Origin of the sequence: Roseateles saccharophilus (assembly GCF_031458095.1) — a bacterium.
Classification (GTDB): Bacteria; Pseudomonadota; Gammaproteobacteria; order Burkholderiales; family Burkholderiaceae_C; genus Pelomonas; species Pelomonas saccharophila_A.
In genome coordinates this window covers 601,290-617,391 of sequence record NZ_JAVDXU010000003.1, presented here as the reverse complement: position 1 = coordinate 617,391, position 16,102 = coordinate 601,290, and the positions used below count along the sequence as shown (strand labels likewise).

At 67.8% G+C, this 16,102-nt stretch carries 11 protein-coding genes; 3 read left to right on the top strand and 8 right to left on the bottom strand.

What is annotated here, in order from left to right; all coding sequences use genetic code 11:
• Positions 1–83: 83 nt before the first annotated feature.
• Positions 84–1,085 (top strand): saccharopine dehydrogenase NADP-binding domain-containing protein, encoded by a 1,002-nt coding sequence (locus J2X20_RS21785; protein WP_310269392.1) that lies wholly within the window; start codon positions 84–86, stop codon positions 1,083–1,085.
• On the opposite strand, the gene J2X20_RS21780 is transcribed toward J2X20_RS21785, so the two are convergent.
• Genes J2X20_RS21780 through J2X20_RS21750 form a run of 7 tightly spaced genes read right to left on the bottom strand, consistent with a single transcriptional unit; the run spans position 1,054 to position 9,558 of the window.
• A complete protein-coding gene (locus tag J2X20_RS21780) occupies positions 1,054–2,082 on the bottom strand; it encodes a glycoside hydrolase family 5 protein (RefSeq protein ID WP_310269389.1) in 1,029 nt (342 codons plus the stop codon). The genes J2X20_RS21785 and J2X20_RS21780 overlap by 32 nt on opposite strands.
• Positions 2,083–2,095: 13 nt before the next feature.
• Positions 2,096–3,217 (bottom strand): glycoside hydrolase family 5 protein, encoded by a 1,122-nt coding sequence (locus J2X20_RS21775; protein ID WP_310269386.1) that lies wholly within the window; start codon positions 3,215–3,217, stop codon positions 2,096–2,098.
• A gap of 4 nt (positions 3,218–3,221) precedes the next feature.
• Positions 3,222–4,439 (bottom strand): AGE family epimerase/isomerase, encoded by a 1,218-nt coding sequence (locus tag J2X20_RS21770; RefSeq protein ID WP_310269384.1) that lies wholly within the window; start codon positions 4,437–4,439, stop codon positions 3,222–3,224.
• Positions 4,436–6,541, bottom strand: a complete 2,106-nt coding sequence (locus J2X20_RS21765) for a GDSL-type esterase/lipase family protein (protein WP_310269380.1) — start codon at positions 6,539–6,541, stop codon at positions 4,436–4,438. The genes J2X20_RS21770 and J2X20_RS21765 overlap by 4 nt, the downstream gene beginning before the upstream one ends.
• A 43-nt stretch (positions 6,542–6,584) precedes the next feature.
• Positions 6,585–7,466 carry a carbohydrate ABC transporter permease gene (locus tag J2X20_RS21760; protein WP_310269377.1) on the bottom strand — a complete coding sequence of 294 codons (882 nt, stop codon included), beginning with the start codon at positions 7,464–7,466 and terminating at the stop codon, positions 6,585–6,587.
• Positions 7,463–8,347 carry a carbohydrate ABC transporter permease gene (locus J2X20_RS21755; RefSeq protein ID WP_310269375.1) on the bottom strand — a complete coding sequence of 295 codons (885 nt, stop codon included), beginning with the start codon at positions 8,345–8,347 and terminating at the stop codon, positions 7,463–7,465. The genes J2X20_RS21760 and J2X20_RS21755 overlap by 4 nt, the downstream gene beginning before the upstream one ends.
• Complete coding sequence (locus J2X20_RS21750) at positions 8,344–9,558, bottom strand: extracellular solute-binding protein (RefSeq protein WP_310269372.1); 1,215 nt, start codon at positions 9,556–9,558, stop codon at positions 8,344–8,346. The genes J2X20_RS21755 and J2X20_RS21750 overlap by 4 nt, the downstream gene beginning before the upstream one ends.
• Before the next feature lie 201 nt (positions 9,559–9,759).
• On the opposite strand from J2X20_RS21750, the gene J2X20_RS21745 reads away from it, so the two are divergent.
• Together J2X20_RS21745 and J2X20_RS21740 are read left to right on the top strand one after the other, a co-directional pair.
• The gene (locus J2X20_RS21745) at positions 9,760–12,240 is read left to right on the top strand and encodes a glycoside hydrolase family 2 protein (RefSeq protein WP_310269370.1); all 2,481 of its coding nucleotides are present in this window, start codon (positions 9,760–9,762) and stop codon (positions 12,238–12,240) included.
• A gap of 160 nt (positions 12,241–12,400) precedes the next feature.
• On the top strand, positions 12,401–15,481 hold the full coding sequence (locus tag J2X20_RS21740; RefSeq protein ID WP_310269367.1) for a TonB-dependent receptor: 3,081 nt from the start codon (positions 12,401–12,403) through the stop codon (positions 15,479–15,481).
• Positions 15,482–15,556: 75 nt separating this feature from the next.
• On the opposite strand, the gene J2X20_RS21735 is transcribed toward J2X20_RS21740, so the two are convergent.
• Positions 15,557–15,937 carry a YXWGXW repeat-containing protein gene (locus J2X20_RS21735; RefSeq protein ID WP_310269364.1) on the bottom strand — a complete coding sequence of 127 codons (381 nt, stop codon included), beginning with the start codon at positions 15,935–15,937 and terminating at the stop codon, positions 15,557–15,559.
• Between the last annotated feature and the right edge of the window lie 165 nt (positions 15,938–16,102).

Genomic DNA, 16,102 nt, shown 5'->3' with positions numbered 1-16,102 from the left:
GTCGGGAAGGTGTTGACACGATACAGACCATTCTGTATCGTTCAAAGAACAGACAGGTCTGTCTCGTTTTTCAAAGGATGATCATGACCAAGGAATTGAGCAGCAAGGCCGTGGCGGTTTACGGCGCGGGCGGGCATACCGGGCGATTCGTCGTCAACGAGGCGCTCAGGCGCGGCCTGCGGGTGGTCGCCATCGGGCGGGACGCGTCGCGCCTGCCGGCTGGCGTGGAGGCCAGGGTGGCGTCCATTGACGACGTGGGCGCGCTGGACGCAGCGCTGCAGGGCTGCGGCGTCGTCATCAACTGCGCCGGTCCATTCCTGGACACGGCCGCGGCCGTCATCGCCGCGGCCCTGCGCGCCGGTTGCGGCTATATCGACGTGACGGCCGAGCAGGCCAGCGCCGAGGCCGTCTTCGAGAACTTCGATGGCCGCGCCCGCGAGGCCGGCGTGGCCATCATTCCGGCGGCCGGCTTCTACGGCGGGCTGGCCGACCTGCTGGCAACTGCGCTGGCGACGGACGGCTCCGTGTCCGAACTGAACATCGCCATCGCACTGGACCATTGGTGGCCCACCGAGGGCACGCGCAAGACTGGCGAGCGCAACCAGGTGCCCCGTGTGGTTTTGCAAGGCGGCCAGATCGCGCGCATGCCGACGCCCGCGGCCCAGCGCGACTGGGCATTCAGTGCCGTGCATGGGGAGCAGGCCATGGTCGAGCTGCCCTTCAGCGAGGTCATCACCATCGCCCGCCATCTGCGCGTGCAGAACCTGCGCTCGTGGCTGACGCTGTCCTCACTGCAGGAGATCCGTGACACCACCACGCCACCGCCCCAGGCCAGCGATGCGCAGGGGCGCTCCGCGCAGCGCTTCGAGATGGTCGTGCAGGCCGGCGAGGGGGCGACCGCGAGAAAAGCCGTGGCGCGTGGCCAGGACATCTATGCGGTGTCGGCACCGCTGGTGGTGGAAGCGGCCGAGCGCATGCTGCAGCCATCCTTCGATCGCAGCGGTGCGCTGGCCTTGGGCGAGGCCTTCGACGCCAAGGATTTCCTGCTCTCGCTCAAGGACGTGCTGGCGGTGCAGTGGGACTGAGGAAGGGCGCCAGCCAGCGCATCTGCGGCTTGTCCTTGCCGTCGGCGCCGGGCTCCAGCGACAGGAAATAGTCGCCCCAGGTCGGGCCACCCGCCCACCACAGCCAGCCGTCCCAGACGTCGGCATTGGCCTGCAGATGCTGCAGCGCGCCGGTCACGGCCTGCTCGCAGACGGCATTGGCGCCGCCGCCCAGCTCGCCCAGGATGGCGCGGCGCTTGTTGGCCTTCAGCCAGGCCGTGAAGCGCTTGAGCCGCTCGACGCCGATGTCGGGGCCGACGCATTCGGCATTCGTGCCCGAACCGTCCTTGTCGAAGTACTGGTGTACCTCGAACACCATGCGGTCCAACGGGTCGTTCACCCGGCCCATGACCTCGGCATTGGGCGTGCCGTACCAGGTCTTCTCGAACCAGCTCCAGGCGCCGGTGTAGCCGTTGCCGGGCAGGGTGATGAGGTTGGTGGCGCCGGTCTTGCGGATGGCATTGACGGCGGCCTGGGCGGCCTGGCCCCAGGTCTCGGTCGGCATATTGCGCGGCTCGTTGACGAGCCCGAACTGGACCTTGGGGTTGTCCTTGAACTGCAGGGCGAGGCGACGCCAGAAGTCGGCGAAGGCGGCGATGGGCACCTCGGGCTTGCCGACGTGGACCTCCTTGTAGGCCGCGTAGTTGTGCGGGTCCAGCAGCACATGCAGGCCGCGCGCCGTCGTGCCGTCGACGAAGTCGCGCAGGCGGGCCAGCTCGGCCGCGTCGAACTCGCCATTCAAGCTCGGTTGCAACCGCTCCCAACGGAAGGCGATGCGCATCAGGTTCATGCCCTTGGCCTGGTAGTAGGCCGTGCTGGCCACCGTCGGGTAGACGAAGTCCTTGCCGTAGAGGCCGGGGAAGTTCTTCTCGCCCCATTCGGCGCTGGACAGGCTGATGCCTCGCCAGGCCAGGGGGTCGGCTGCGCAAGCGCCCTGCGTGAAGGCCGCGAGCAGGCAGGTGGTCAGGAGGAGTCGCATCGGGTTTCTTTCATCAGGGCGTGGAGCCGTACAGGGCCTGGACCAGATCGGTCCGCCAGGCATGGGCTTGCGGGTCGTACAGGCCGAAGCCCGCAGCCAGTTCCCAGTACATCCAGGGCAGTTGGCGAGAAGCCATTTCGGCGCGCATGGCTTTGAGATAGCGCACGCGGGCCGCCTGCGCGGCGCGGCTGTAGGCGCCGAACTCGCCGACGACGACGGGGTAGCCCAGGCGCTTGCCCTCGTTGGCGGCGAGGTCGAAACCTTCGCGTATCTTGGCCAGCTGGGCTGCGTCGCAGCAGTCCACGCCCACGGGTGGCGTGGGGCTGATCCATTCGGCACCCTGGTGGGTGAAGCTGAAGGGCTCGTAGTGGTGGACGGTCAGCAGCAGATTGGCGTCGGCCGGCAGTTGCAGCCTGGACAGCGCATAGGGGCTGTTCCACTGCACCGGCCCGATCATGACCACGCGATTGGGGTTGCTGGCGCGCACCACGCGCAGGGCGCGCGAGGCCAGGGTGTTCCAGTCGGCCTCGAGCTTGCTGTGCGGCTCGTTGTAGAGCTCGAACACCAGGCCCGGTCCCGCGTTCGCGAAGCGCTCGGCGATCTGGCGCCACATGGCCAGGAAGCGCAGCTGCACCACGTCGGCGGCGACGCTGGCCTCGCCGGTCTCGACCGCATCGCCGTCGAGCTGGTGGTAATGGTGCATGTTCAGCACCACGGTGACGCCGCGCGCGAGCAGCTTGTTGACGATGCCCTCGACCCGGCTCATGAAGGCGGCGTCGATGCTGGCCGCGGCATCCAGGCTGGCGTGGTTGCTCCAGCGCACCGGCAGGCGCACGGCGTTGCTGTAGCCGGCGCCTGGGCCGAAGAGGTTGATGAATTCGTCCTCGACCTTCAGCCCCCAGGCGCCTTCGCTGGGCGCTTCCAGCATATTGCCGAAGTTGATGCCACCGCCCAGGGCCGCCGCGGCGGCACGTGCCTGGGCCGAGGCGCCGGGCAGGGGGCCGGCCGGTGTCGTGGGGTAGGCAGCCCAGGGGTCGACGGTTGGCGTGGGCGCCGGGTCGGCAGCGGCACCGCCGCCACCGCCTCCACAGGCGGCAAGCAGAGCGATCAGCAGGGCAGTGGCGAGGCGGCCCATGGCGTCAGGCCCGGGCCGGTGGTTGCACGCCGAGGGCGGCCAGTACGTCCTGGCAGGCGCCCATGGTGTGGTAATCGGTCTTGCCGGCGGGACTCTTCTCGTCGGTGAGCTTGCGGTTGTCGGGCGCCAGGATGCGATACCAGGCGCCGTGCTCGTGGTCGACGAAGTGCTGCCAGGCATAGGCCCAGAGCCGGTCGTACCAGGTCCAATAGGCTTCGTCGCCGGTGCGCACGGCCAGCCAGGCGGCGGCGGCCAGGCTTTCGGCCTGGACCCAGAAGTATTTGTCGCCGTCGCAGACCTCGCCGCCAGGGGCGAAACCGTAGACCAGGCCGCCGTGGGCTTTGTCCCAGCCATGGCGCATGGCGGTGTCGAAGAAGTGCCGGGCCGTGGGAAGCAGCCAGTCGGGCGCGGCGGATCCGAGGCGCCGCTCCAGCATCAGCAGCAGCTTGGCCCATTCGGTGAGGTGGCCGGTCTGGAAGCCCCAGGGCCGGAAGATGTTGGTCTTGTCGTCGCGGTTGTAGTCCCAATCGGGCATCCAGTCGGTCCGGTAGTGCTCCCAGACCAGGCCGCCGGCCAGGGCCGCCTGGCGCTGGGCGATGGAGGTGGCCAGCGTCAGCGCACGGTCGAGGTAGCGGGCCTCGCCGGTCGCGGCATGGGCGGCCAGCATGGCTTCGCAGGCATGCATATTGGCGTTCTGGCCGCGGTAGGCGCCGACCTGCCAGTCCGGCGTCGCTTCGTCGGCATAGAGGCCGTGAGGCGGTTCCCAGAAGCGCCCCTCCATCAGGTCGAAGGTCGCGGCGATGCCTTCAAGCGCACCTGGCACGCCGGCCTCGGCCGCATGCGAGTTGGCCAGCAGCACGAAGGCCAGGCCGTAGCAATGGTTGGTGCCGTCGATGACGGTGGCATGGCCGTCTTGCCAATCGAGCACCCAGGCGTAGCCCCCTTGCGGCTGGGCATGGGCCTGGTTGACGAAGGCCAGCGCATGCGCCACCTCGTCCATCGATCCACCGAACCAGCGCCAGGCCAGAGCGTGGTTGAAGACGAAGCGCGTGCTGCTGACCAGGTGACGGGTGTGGCGGTCATAGACCGTGCCGTCGTCCTTGAAGAACTGGAAGCAGCCTCCGCTGGCATCCTTCACGCGCGGCGCGTAGAAGGCCAGGGTATGGCGCATATGGGCCCACAGCGCCTCGGGCCGGCGCATGTCGGGAACGGCTGGAATCATTTCAGCACCTCGGTTTGCAGGAAGCGGGTCAGCTCGTCAGCCATCAGGGCGTGGACGTCGATGCGTGGATGGGCCCAGGCGAAGGCCTCGAAGCGGTAGGACCAGACCTGGGTGTCGCCTTCGGCGCGCAGCGTCTGCACGGCGCGCTGCACGGCATGCGGGATGGCAGGCTGCTCGCGCGGGGCCGACATGCCGCCCATCAGCAGCACCAGCCTGGCCTTGGGGTAGCGGCCGCGCAGCTGGCGCACAAAGGTCAGATAGCGATCGCCGAAGTCCGCCGCGATGGACTGGCCCTTGGAGGCCGGGAAGCCGTGGTCGTTCTGGCCGAGGTTGAGCAGCACGACGTCGGGGGTGCGCGGGTCGGGTGGCGCGACGGCGGCATCCAGGCGCGGCGCGTAGCGGTTCCAGATCTGGGGCATCAACAGTTCGCCCCAGGTGGCCGTGACGCCGATGCCGCTGACGGCGATGCCGACATAGTCAGCGCCCAGGCGTTCGGCCGTCACCGCGCCGTAGGCCCGCGTGCCGTCGTGGGGGTAGAGGTCCTCGTACTGGTCTTCGGCGATGTCGCCATTGCAGGCACCGGCGGTGATGGAATCGCCGTAGAACTCCAGCTTCAGCGGCCTGGCGGGTGGCGGGTCCAGCAGCCGTCCGCCTTCGGCCAGGCGTAGGCCGAGGAAGACGGTCTCGGCCATCGGTGCCTCGGTGCGCTTGACGAGGCGCAGCGTGTGCTCGCCGGGCGGCAGCGGTTCGCGCAGCTTCCAGTCCGACGCTGCATTGCCCGGTGCGGCCAGCCAGTGGCGCTGGCCGTCGATCTCGATGGTGAAGTGACTGCTGCCCCAGTGCGCGGACTTGAAGCTCAGCCCGAGCTGGGTGCCGGTGAAACGGGCGCGCAGCTCGCTGCCGCTCCAGGCCAGCAGCTTGCCGCCGCCGCTGTCGGCGATGCGGCCGACCCAACGAAGTTTCGCGTCGTCGGGAGCGATGAGTCTTGTCGGCAGGGCCTCGCGCGCAAAGTCGCTGGTGCGCAATGCTGCCGGGTAGAGGCCCGCTGACATGACGGCCAGGAAGCTCGCGGGTCGGCCGCTGCCCGCCCACTCGTCGCGCTTGACGCGCACCTGCAGCAGGTGGGCGGTGGTTTCGATGTCGCGGCCGACGACGCTGTAATGCCAGCCGAGATAGCCCTTGCGTTCGGGCACCTGGCCGCGCAGCGTGACCCAGGGGCCGTCGTCGACACGGGCTTCGAGATTGCGGTAATGCTCGCTCTCGCCGTGGAAGACGGCAATCTCGCTGCCATAGACCAGGAAGCTGGTCTCGGCGTCATCGGCCTTGCTGACCCAGCCGGGCTGCTGGCCGGTCCATTCGGGATGGACTTCGCCGCCGCGCTCGAAGCCGTGCGACTGGTAGGGCTTGAGGGTCTCGCCCATCAGCAGGCGCGTGAACTCGTGGGCGCGGCCGAACAGCGGTGCGGGCAGGGGCGTTGTCGGTCCTGCGGCGGCGCTGCGCAGCGTCTCGGCCAGCGCGAGGGCGATGCGCTGATGGCCGGTGGCATTGGGATGAACGGGCTCGTCGTAGAGGGCCGCCCAGCGGTCCTGACCGGCATCGACGCGGGCCTGCATCCAGCGGCCGAAGTCCAGCGACGTGAGGCCGTAATGGGCCGCCAGCTTCAACTGGAGGTCGACCGCGTCGCGCGCCTGGTTGCCTTGCTGGGTCAGCCCAAGCACGACGACGGCGGGCGGCTTCCTGGCGCTGAGCAGCTTGCGCAGGATGGCCTCGTAGCTGCTGGCGCGCACGGACGGGTCCAGCCACTGGTCGTTGACGCCGAACTCGACGATGACGAGGTCGGGCGCAGCGTCGAGCACCTGCTTGTCCAGGCGCTGCACGCCGGCGGCCGAATCGGTGCCGCTGACGCCGGCGTTGACCAGCTTGACCTTGGGCCCGAGCGATCTGGCCAGCAGGGCGGCCCAACCCCTTTCGCGCGGCGGATGGGCCGCATAGCCGGTGGTGATGGAGCCGCCTATCGTTGCAAGCGTGATGCTCTCGCCGGCGGCAATGCGCTTCATGACGTCCTGCAGCCGTGCATCGGCATGTCCCAAGGTCGGCAGCATCAAAGACAAAGCCAACATCCATCCTTTCGTCAACGAATTCATATCAACCCTTGGTGGCGCCCGCCTGCAGTCCGGCGACGAACTGCTTCTGGAAGATCAGGAAGAGGACGACGGCCGGCAGCGAAGCGAGCAGCGAGCCGGCCATCAGCACGGCTGCCGATTGCGGGTTGAAGCTCAGGTCGCCGGCCATCTTGCCGAGCTGCAGAGGCAGGGTCAGCGTGGCCGCGTCGTTGACGACGAGCAGGGGCCACAGGAAGTTGTTCCATTCGCCCACCGCGACGGGAATGGCGATGGCGGCCAGCGCCGGCCGCAGCAGGGGTAAAACCACGCTCCACCAGATGCGCAGCGTGCCGGCGCCGTCCAGCGTCGCGGCACTGATCAGCTCGTCGGGCACGCCCAACATGGCCTGGCGGAAGTAGAAGACGACAAAGGCCTTGGCCAGGCCGGGCACCAGCAGGGCGGCATAGCTGTTGATCCAGCCCAGCTGGGCCACCGTCACGAAGTTGGGGACGATGGTGACCTCCCAGGGCAGCATCATCGACAGCAGCAGGGCGCGGAACAGCCAGCGGCTGCCGGGGAAGGGCTTCTTGGTCAGCACGAAGGCGACCAGGGACGCGGCCAGCAGGCTGGCGACCGTGACGACGACGGTGACCAGCAGGCTGTTGGCATAGAAGCGCAGAAAGCCGTGGCCCTCGACCTGGACCTGCAGGATGCCGGCCAGCTTGTCGGGATCGGCTGTGGTGCCGGCCCAGTCGGGGTTGAAGAAATTGCGACCCGTGGCGAGCTGTGGCCACAGCGTGGGCGGTTGGCGCAGCAGCTCGGCCACGCTCTTGAAGGCGCCGATCGCCATCCAGTAATAGGGCAGCAGCATGGCGGGCACCAGCAGCCACAGCGGCAGGCGCAGCAGGTTGACGAGCCACCTCATCGTTCACGCCCGATCAGCTTGAGGTTCAGCCAGGTCAGGCCGAACAGCAGCGTCGTCAACACCCAGGCGGCGGCGGAGGCCAGGCCCAGGTCGAGCTGGCGAAAGCCGCGGTCGAAGAGGTAGGTGACCAGCATCAGCGCCGAGTCCAGCGGGCCACCCAGGGTGTCGACCGCGCCGTAGAGCAGATAGGGCTCGTAGAAGACCTGGAAGCTGGCGATCATGCCGGTCACCGTCACATAGACCAGGGTGGGCCGCAGATTCGGCAGGGTGATGTGCAGCAGCTGCTGCCAGCGCGAGGCACCGTCCAGGCGCGCCGCCTGGTAGAGCTCTTCGGGAATGGCACGCAGGCCGGCGACGAAGATGACGAGGTTGTAGCCCAGCACCGACCACACGCCCACCAGCACCAGCACCGGCAGCGTCCACTGCGGGTCGCCGAGGAAGCGTGCGGGATCCAGGCCGAGAGCCGCGCGCAGGCTGTTGAACAGCCCGTAGGCCTCGGAGTTGGCCAGCCATTTCCAAGCGGAGATGGCGCCGACACCACCGGCCACGGCCGGCAGGAAGAAGGCCACGCGCACCCACTGGTGCAGGCGCGAGTTGCTGCCGAAGTTCAGGGCCAGCACCAGGCCGAGCAGCACGGCGATGAAGGACACCGAGGCCATATAGGCCGCGGTGTTGGCCAGGGCCGTCCAGAAGCGCTCGTCGGCGGCCAGCTCGGCGTAGTTGCGCAGGCCGATGAAGTGGGGGTCGTCGGTGGCGTGGTAGTCCGTGAAGCTCAGCCAGGCCGAGCGCAGCACGGGCCAGACGCCGAACAGGCCGAACAGCGCGAAGAAGGGGGCGACGAGCAGCATGTCTCGTCCATGGCGGCGCCAGATCGTCTTCATCGCTGGGCCTCCAGCGCGCGGTTCATGACGGCCGCCGCGCGGCTCAGCTCGGCCTGCGGGTCGGCACCGGCCAGCACGACGCGCTGCACGGCGCGGGTGACGATGTAGTCCTGCCTGATCCAGGCCGGGCAGGGCGGTGGGCCTTCGGCGTCGGCGAGCTGGGTGAGCAGGGCCTCGCGATGGGGCAGTGGCAAGCCGGCGATCTGGTCCTGCCGCCCCGAGGGCAGCCACATGCCGCCATAGGCCAGGGCCGCCTCGGCCATGCGGCGCGTGACCTCGGGCCGGTAGACGGTGCGCATGAAGTCCAGGGCCAGCGCGCGGTTGGGCGAGAAGCGGGTGATGGCCAGCACCGTGCCGCCCAGCACCGCGGTGCGTTTGCCGGTGGGGCCTGCGGGCAGTGGTGCGGCCGCCCACTTGCCCACCAGGCCCTTGTGAACCATGTCCATGCGCGACAGCAGCCAGGTGCCGGACTGCATCAGGCCGTAAGCGCCGCTTTCCAGGCCGCCGTCGGCATCGGGCCAGCCGTCGGTGGGGGCCCGCAGCTCGCGGTAAAGACGTGCGTAATAGCTCAGCGCGCGCACCGCCTCGGGGCCGTCGATGACGGCGTGTGCGCAGTTGGCGTCATAGACCGTGCCGCCGGCCTGGCGCAGATAGGGGTAGAAGCCCAGCCAGCTGGTGTTGCCCCATTGCTGGGCAAAGCGCTGCTGGCGCGCCGCGGCGATGAAGCCCTCCCAGTCCGCAGGCGCCTCGCGCAGCAGGTCGCTGCGGTAGTACTGCAGCTGCACATGCATGTCGAAGGGGGCGCCATAGAGTCGGCCATCGGCGCGGCGGATGGCGCGTAAGGCGCCCGGGTTGGCCTGCCGCTGCAGTTCCGCGGCGAGGTCGGGCGCCGCCTGGGCCAGGTCGACCAGCGCGCCCTTGGCGCCCAGGGCAATCGCGTAGGAGGTGCTGCCCGTCACCAGGTCCGGCCCGCGCCGGCTGGCCAGGGCGGCCGAGTACTTGGTCATGGCATCGGCCCAGGGCACATCGCGCACCTCGACGTGCACGTCGGGATGGCTGGCGCGAAAGGCCTCGACGGCCGGTTGCATGACCTGGGGCGTCTTGTCGTCTCCCACCATCCAGATGACCAGGCGGCCCGCCAGCGCCTGGCCGCAGAGGGCGGCAAGGCAGAGCGCGAGGCCGAGCTTGGCAAAGGGCGTGGCGGAGATCACTGCGGTCGGTGGAAAGTGTTTAGTAAACGAAATGATTATCCGCAGTTCGGAATCGCAAAAACAGCGTTGTCTACCAGCAAATCGTCGGTGCTATCCCTGATCGCTTAACGTTTGACAGAGAAACAAAATGCGCAACAAATTGATGTTTAGCGGTCGCCGTAGGGCGGCACGAGGACCCAGAGCGCAGTGATCTCCGAACGCTTGATCGATCTTCATGAGGGCTGGCAGCTCGCCGAGGCGCCCGCAGGCGCCGATGCGCGCGCGCTGACAGCGCTGCCGGACGAGGCCTGGCTGCCCGCAGCCGTACCCGGCACGGCCCATGGCGCCCTGCTGGCGGCCGGCCGCATTCCCGATCCCTTCTACGGCATGAACGAGGCCGAGGTGCGCTGGGTGGGCGAGCGCCGCTGGGCCTGGCGCCTGGCCTTCGAGGCCGGCGAGCTGGCCGACCATGAGGACCTGGTCTTCGAAGGCCTGGACACCTGGTGCCGCGCCTGGCTCAACGGCGAGCGGCTGCTGGAGTCCGACAACATGTTCGTGCCGCATCGCGTCGACGTGCGCCGCCGCCTGCAGCCGGGCCGCAACGAATTGCTGCTGTGCTTCGAGCCTGCTTTGGCCCGTGCCCGCGAGGTGGAGGCCGTGCACGGCAAGCGTCAGTTATGGAATGGCGACAGCGCCCGCCTGCATGCCCGCAAGGCCCAGTACCACTTTGGCTGGGACTGGGGTCCGGAGCTTCTCGTCAGCGGCCCCTGGCGTGCGGTGCGCCGGCACAGCTGGTCGGCGCGCATCGACGATCTGCATTGCCGCAGCGAGGTCGACGTGGCCGGCCGGCGCGCGGCGCTGCAGGTGTCGGCGCGGGCCACCGGCGGCAGCGGCCTGCGCTGCGCCTTCGAGCTGCTCGACACCGAGGGCCGCAGCGTGGCCTTGCAGTCGGTGCCAGCCGATGCGGCGCGCGCGACGCTGAATGTCAGCGAGGCCCAGTTGTGGTGGCCGCGCGGCCTGGGCGAGCAGCCGCTGTACACGCTGGTGGCGCGCCTGCTGGATGGCGAGCGCGTCGTGGCCGAGGACAGCCGCCGCATCGGGCTGCGCACCCTGCGCCTGGTGCAGGCGAGCGTCGAGGGCGAGGCCGGCAGCAGCTTCCATTTCGAGGTCAATGGCCAGGACTTCTTCGCCGGCGGCGCCAACTGGATTCCCGACGACAACCTGCTCGAACGCATCACGCCGGCGCGCTATCGCGAGCGCGTGGCCCAGGCGGCGGACGCCAACATGAACATGCTGCGCGTCTGGGGCGGCGGCATCTACGAAGACGAAGCCTTCTACGAAGCCTGCGACGAGCTAGGCCTGCTGGTCTGGCAGGACTTCATGTTTGCCTGCGGCCTCTACCCGGCCAACGCCGACTTCCTGGCCAGCGTGCGCGCCGAAGCCGAAAGCCAGGTGAAGCGCCTGCGCCACCACGCCTGCATGGCCCTCTGGTGCGGCAACAACGAGGACTACATGCTGGCCGAGTCCGTCGGCCTGGCCGGTCCCGGCGTGCCTGCCGAGCGCTTCGAGGCGCGGGCCATCTACGAAGGCCTGCTGCCCGAGGTCTGCGAGGCGCTGGACCCCGCCACGCCTTACTGGCCGGGTAGCCCCTTCAGCCCTGGCGACGGCGCCAAGTCCTCCGACGTGACCGTGGGCGACCGCCACAGCTGGGAGGTCTGGCACCAGCAGATGCTGCCCTACCAGCGCTATGGCGACGTGCAGGCGCGCTTTGTCAGCGAGTTCGGCATGCAGTCGCATCCCTCGCTGGCCTTGTTCGAATCGGTGCTGCCCGCGGCCGAGCGCTTCCCCGAGAGCCGCACGGTGCAGTGGCACAACAAGGCCGGATCGGCGGCGGGGCCGGACGGGCATAGGCGCCTGTCCGTCTACCTGGCCGACAACCTGCGTGTCGGGCCCACGCTGGCGGACCACGTCTACGCGACGCAGTTCGTACAGGCCGAGGCCATGCGCGTGGCCTACCAGGACTTCCGCCGCAGCTGGCAAAGGCCCGGCGCGCGGGCCGTGGGCGGCGCCCTGGTCTGGCAGCTCAACGACTGCTGGCCGGTGACGAGCTGGGCCCTCATCGACTCTTCCGGCACCGTCAAGCCCGCCTGGCATGCGGTGCGCCGCGCTTTGGCACCGCTTGCAGTCGCCGTGCGGCTGGAGGCCGGTGCGGCGCGCTTGGCCATCATGAATGGCCAGGCCGAGACCTGCGAGCTGGCGCTGCAACTGCGCGTCTTCGCGATGGACGGGCGGCAGCTGGTCAGCGCGCGCGTCTTGCAAGCGGTTCCAGCCTCGACCAGCGTCGAGACGACCCAGCCGCTGCCCGCCTTCGACGAGCCCGTCGTCGCCGAGTTGAGCGCCCTCGATCCGCAGGACGGCCGTGAGCTGGCGCGCGACTGCGCCTGGACCGAGCCCTTCAAGTTCTACCGCCTCGCGGGCGCCCGCTTGGTCATCGAGGCCGAAGGCCAGACCCTGCGCCTGCGTGCCGATCGACCGGTCAAGGGCCTGTGGCTGCAGCAGCCGGGCCTGGCCGACAACTTCATCGATCTGGTGCCTGGAAGCGAGCGTCGGATTGCTTCGAGGATAGCGCTACCAAATGCGCTGGATTTGATCGGACTGGAGCTTCCGGCGCAGCAGATCCAGCTGCTGAGAAAGGAGGGCTGAATGCGCGGCAGCATGCGTGTATCCCCTATCCCTAGTAGTCCCGATATGGGGGCTGCGTGAATATTGTTAGCGTTACCAAACACCTGCGGCATAGAAACCGACAGGACTGACACGAAGCCCGCGAGGGCTGGATGTTTCCCACCAAAGAGGAGCAAAGAGGATGAGACATTTCAAGAGGACAACGCTGTCCGTCGCCGCCGTGCAGGCGCTGGTCTGGGCAGCCACGCCCGCGCTGGCGCAGAACACGCCCGCTCCTGCCGCGGCTGCAACGCCAGCCGCCGAGAAGGCGCCTCAGGCGCTGGAGACCGTGGTCGTTTCGGGGCGTCGGGCCGCCCTGGCGTCGGCGCAGAAGCTCAAGCAGGAGTCGGACGAAATCGTCGATTCGGTGGTCGCCGATGAAATCGGCAAGCTGCCGGACCGCTCGGTGTCCGAGGTGCTGCAGCGCATCGTCGGCGCCACCATGTCGCGCGTGGCGGCCTCCAACGACCCGGTGCACTTCTCGGTCGAAGGCTCGGGCGTCAACATCCGCGGGCTGACCTATGTGAGCTCGACGCTGAACGGCCGCGAGACCTTCAGTGCCAACCAGGGCCGCACCCTGGGCTTCGAGGACGTACCGCCCGAGCTGATGGCCGGTGTGGACGTCTACAAGAACCCGTCGGCCGAGCAGATCGAAGGCGCCATCGGTGGTCTGGTGAACCTGCGCACGGCCCTGCCTTTCGACTTCCCCGGCTTCAAGGGCTCGATCTCGGTTGACGTCTCGCGCAACAGCCTGGCCAAGAAGAACAAGCCCAGCATCTCGGGCCTGCTGTCCAACACCTGGAATACCGATGCGGGCAAGTTCGGCGCGCTGATCGACCTGGCGCATTCGCTGAGCTCCAACCGCACCGACGGCCTGGTGCTGGACCCCTTCTACAAGGCCACGCCGACCGAGACGCACTGGTACTCGCGCGACATGTCCTGGAAGCAGCAGTTCTACGACCGCACCCGCGACGGCATCTACGGCGCGCTGCAGTGGAAGAAGAACGACGTCGAGTCCTCGCTGACCTTCTTCCGCTCCAAGTTCAAGTTCAACTGGAACGAGAACAACGTCAGCGCCCAGGTCGACCCCTACAACGTGACCGTGCTGGACGGCACCTACGACGCCAACGGCGTGATGACCAAGGGCGTGCTGACCGGCAAGGCGCTGGGCAATGGCGCCTACGACGGCCTCGAGGTGGAGAACCAGACGCGTTACTCCAAGCGCAATTCGCAGACCGACGAACTGGCCTGGAAGATCGCCGGCAAGGTCAACGACCAGCTGACGCTGACCTCGGACTTCCAGTACATCCGCTCCAAGACCAACAACTTCGACTCGACGGTGGGCACTGCCGTGTCCCTGCCCAAGGAGACGGTGGACTACACCGGCTCCATGCCCCGCCTGGTGTTTGACCAGAGCGACATGGCCATCCTCAACGACCCCAGCAAGTACTACTGGGCCATGATGATGGACCACCTGGACAAGGGCAAAGGCACGCAGAAGGCCTGGAAGGGCGATGCGCGCTGGGTCTTCCACGACAACAAGATCCTCAACGACCTGCGCTTCGGCGTGCGCATCGCCAAGCGCGATGCCGAGACCGTCAACAGCAACCCGAGCTACAACTGGGCGACCATCACCCACGCCTGGCAGCTGGGCTGGAACATCGGCGACCTGGCCTACATCACCAAGGCGCCGGACATCCCCGTCTACAAGAACACCTATGGCGACTTCATGGGAGGCGGCAAGGCCAACCTGCCGGCGCTGTATTTCCCGGCCGCCTCGGTGGCCTTCGACTGGCCCAACAGCTACAACAAGCTGCACCAGCTCTATCTGAACGAGTGCACGAACTTCAAGCCGGGCTGGGATGGCGCGGGCTGCCCGCAGCAGGCCAACAGCATCCAGGGCGGCGGTGCCTGGCACCCCACGTCATTCGGCACCGATCCGGCCGGCCGCAATACCCAGGCCGAAACGACGACCGCGGGCTATGGGCAGTTGCGCTTCTCCTTCGATGAGGTCGGTGCGCCCATCGACGGCAACGTCGGTCTGCGCGTGGTGCACACCAAGAACAGTGCCGACGGCTACACCATCCTGACCACGCAGGCCGCGCCGGCCGGTGCGGTCGGCCTGGCCGTACCCCAGCTGACGCCGTTCGCCAAGGAGCAGAACTTCAACCAGAGCTTCACGGACTACCTGCCCAGCCTGAACCTGAGGTTCAAGGCCACGGCGGATGGATCCCTGCAGTTCCGCTTTGCTGCATCCAAGGCCCTGGCCCGCCCGCAGTTCAGCCAGATGCAGGGCTATCTGTCGATGTCGCAGACCATCGAGGTGGATGCGCAAAGCGTCCCGCCCAACGTCAAGAAGGTCAACCTGACCGGCACGGCCAGCGGCAACCCCGAACTGAAGCCGATCCGCTCCGACCAGGAGGACCTGACGGCCGAGTGGTACTTCGCCAAGAACGGTTCGATCACGATGGCAGCCTTCAACAAGAACCTGAAGGACATCATCGTCAACCAGGCCTTCAACCGCACGGTCAACGATGCCAACGGCAAGCCGGTCACCTTCGTGCTGAACGGTCCGGTCAACGGCGCCAAGGGCTATGCGCGCGGTCTGGAGTTCGCCTATCAGCAGTACTTCGAGGGGCTGCCCTCGCTGCTGCAGGGCCTGGGCCTGCAGGCGAACTACACCTTCGTGGACAGCAAGGTGAAGCGCTACAACGCCGTCTACACGGGCTATTGCTCGCCGGGCGCGGGTCAGGACAACCTGAATCTGTACATCAACGGCTGTGACACGGATGGCCGCTCCTTCGGCGACATGCCGCTGGACAACCTGTCGAAGAACACCTTCAACATTGCGCTGCTCTACGACCGTGGACCGATCTCTGCCCGCCTGGCCTACAACTGGCGCGGCAAATATCTCTACGGCGTGGCGCTGAACTCCGACAACACCGGCCCCAACCAGACCAATGCGCTGGACACCAACCCGGCCAGTGCCACCTACGGCCAGCACAACCTGCCGGTGGGCCTGCCACTGTGGGCGGACAGCTATGGCCAGCTCGATGCCGGCCTGCACGTGAAGATCGGCAACGATCTGTCCCTGGGCCTGGATGCCACCAACCTGACGAACAAGACCTACAAGCAGATCATGCAGCAGCACATCGGCATGATCGGCCACAACTACTTCACGTCGGGCCGCGGCTATCGCCTCAGTGCGCAGTACAGCTTCTGAGGACAAGGGCCGGGGTGACCCGGCTTGAAACCAAGCAAAGGGCACCGCTGGCGGTGCCCTTTGCTGCTTTACGGCTCAGTAGCGATTGGGATTGTTCGGGCGCCGGTCGGCCCCGTTCGGCACGCCGTCATGGTCGGCGTCGCCGCGCGCCCAGGCACCGCGCCTGAACTCCCAGCGGCCATCGCGCTCGACCCAGGTGGGCTGGTTGTAGGAATAGCCGTGGCGTTCCTTCACCCATCCGCCTCGATGCCAGACGTGGCGATGGCCGTTCCAGCCCCAGTAGCCGGACACCCAGACGTAGCCGCGGCGTGGCGCCGGAACCACCTCGTGCCGCGGCGGCGGCGGTGCCGTCCGAATCCACACCGCCGTCTGCGCCAGGGTGGTCGAAGGCAGGGTCGCCGCGCCGAACGCGAAGCTTGCGGCGAGGCACGAAGCAAGAAGGGTCGGTTTGCGCATGAGCGTCTCCAGGATTGAGACCTTCATTCAACGCCGGCGCCTTTCTACGGCTGATCGGAAGACACCCTGTCAGCATGTCGGCGGCTTCCGGCAGGAAGCGGACCTCTGTCCTGCTGCTACGCTGCTGGTACTTCAAGGACGCGATGCCACGCCATCGCAAGACAG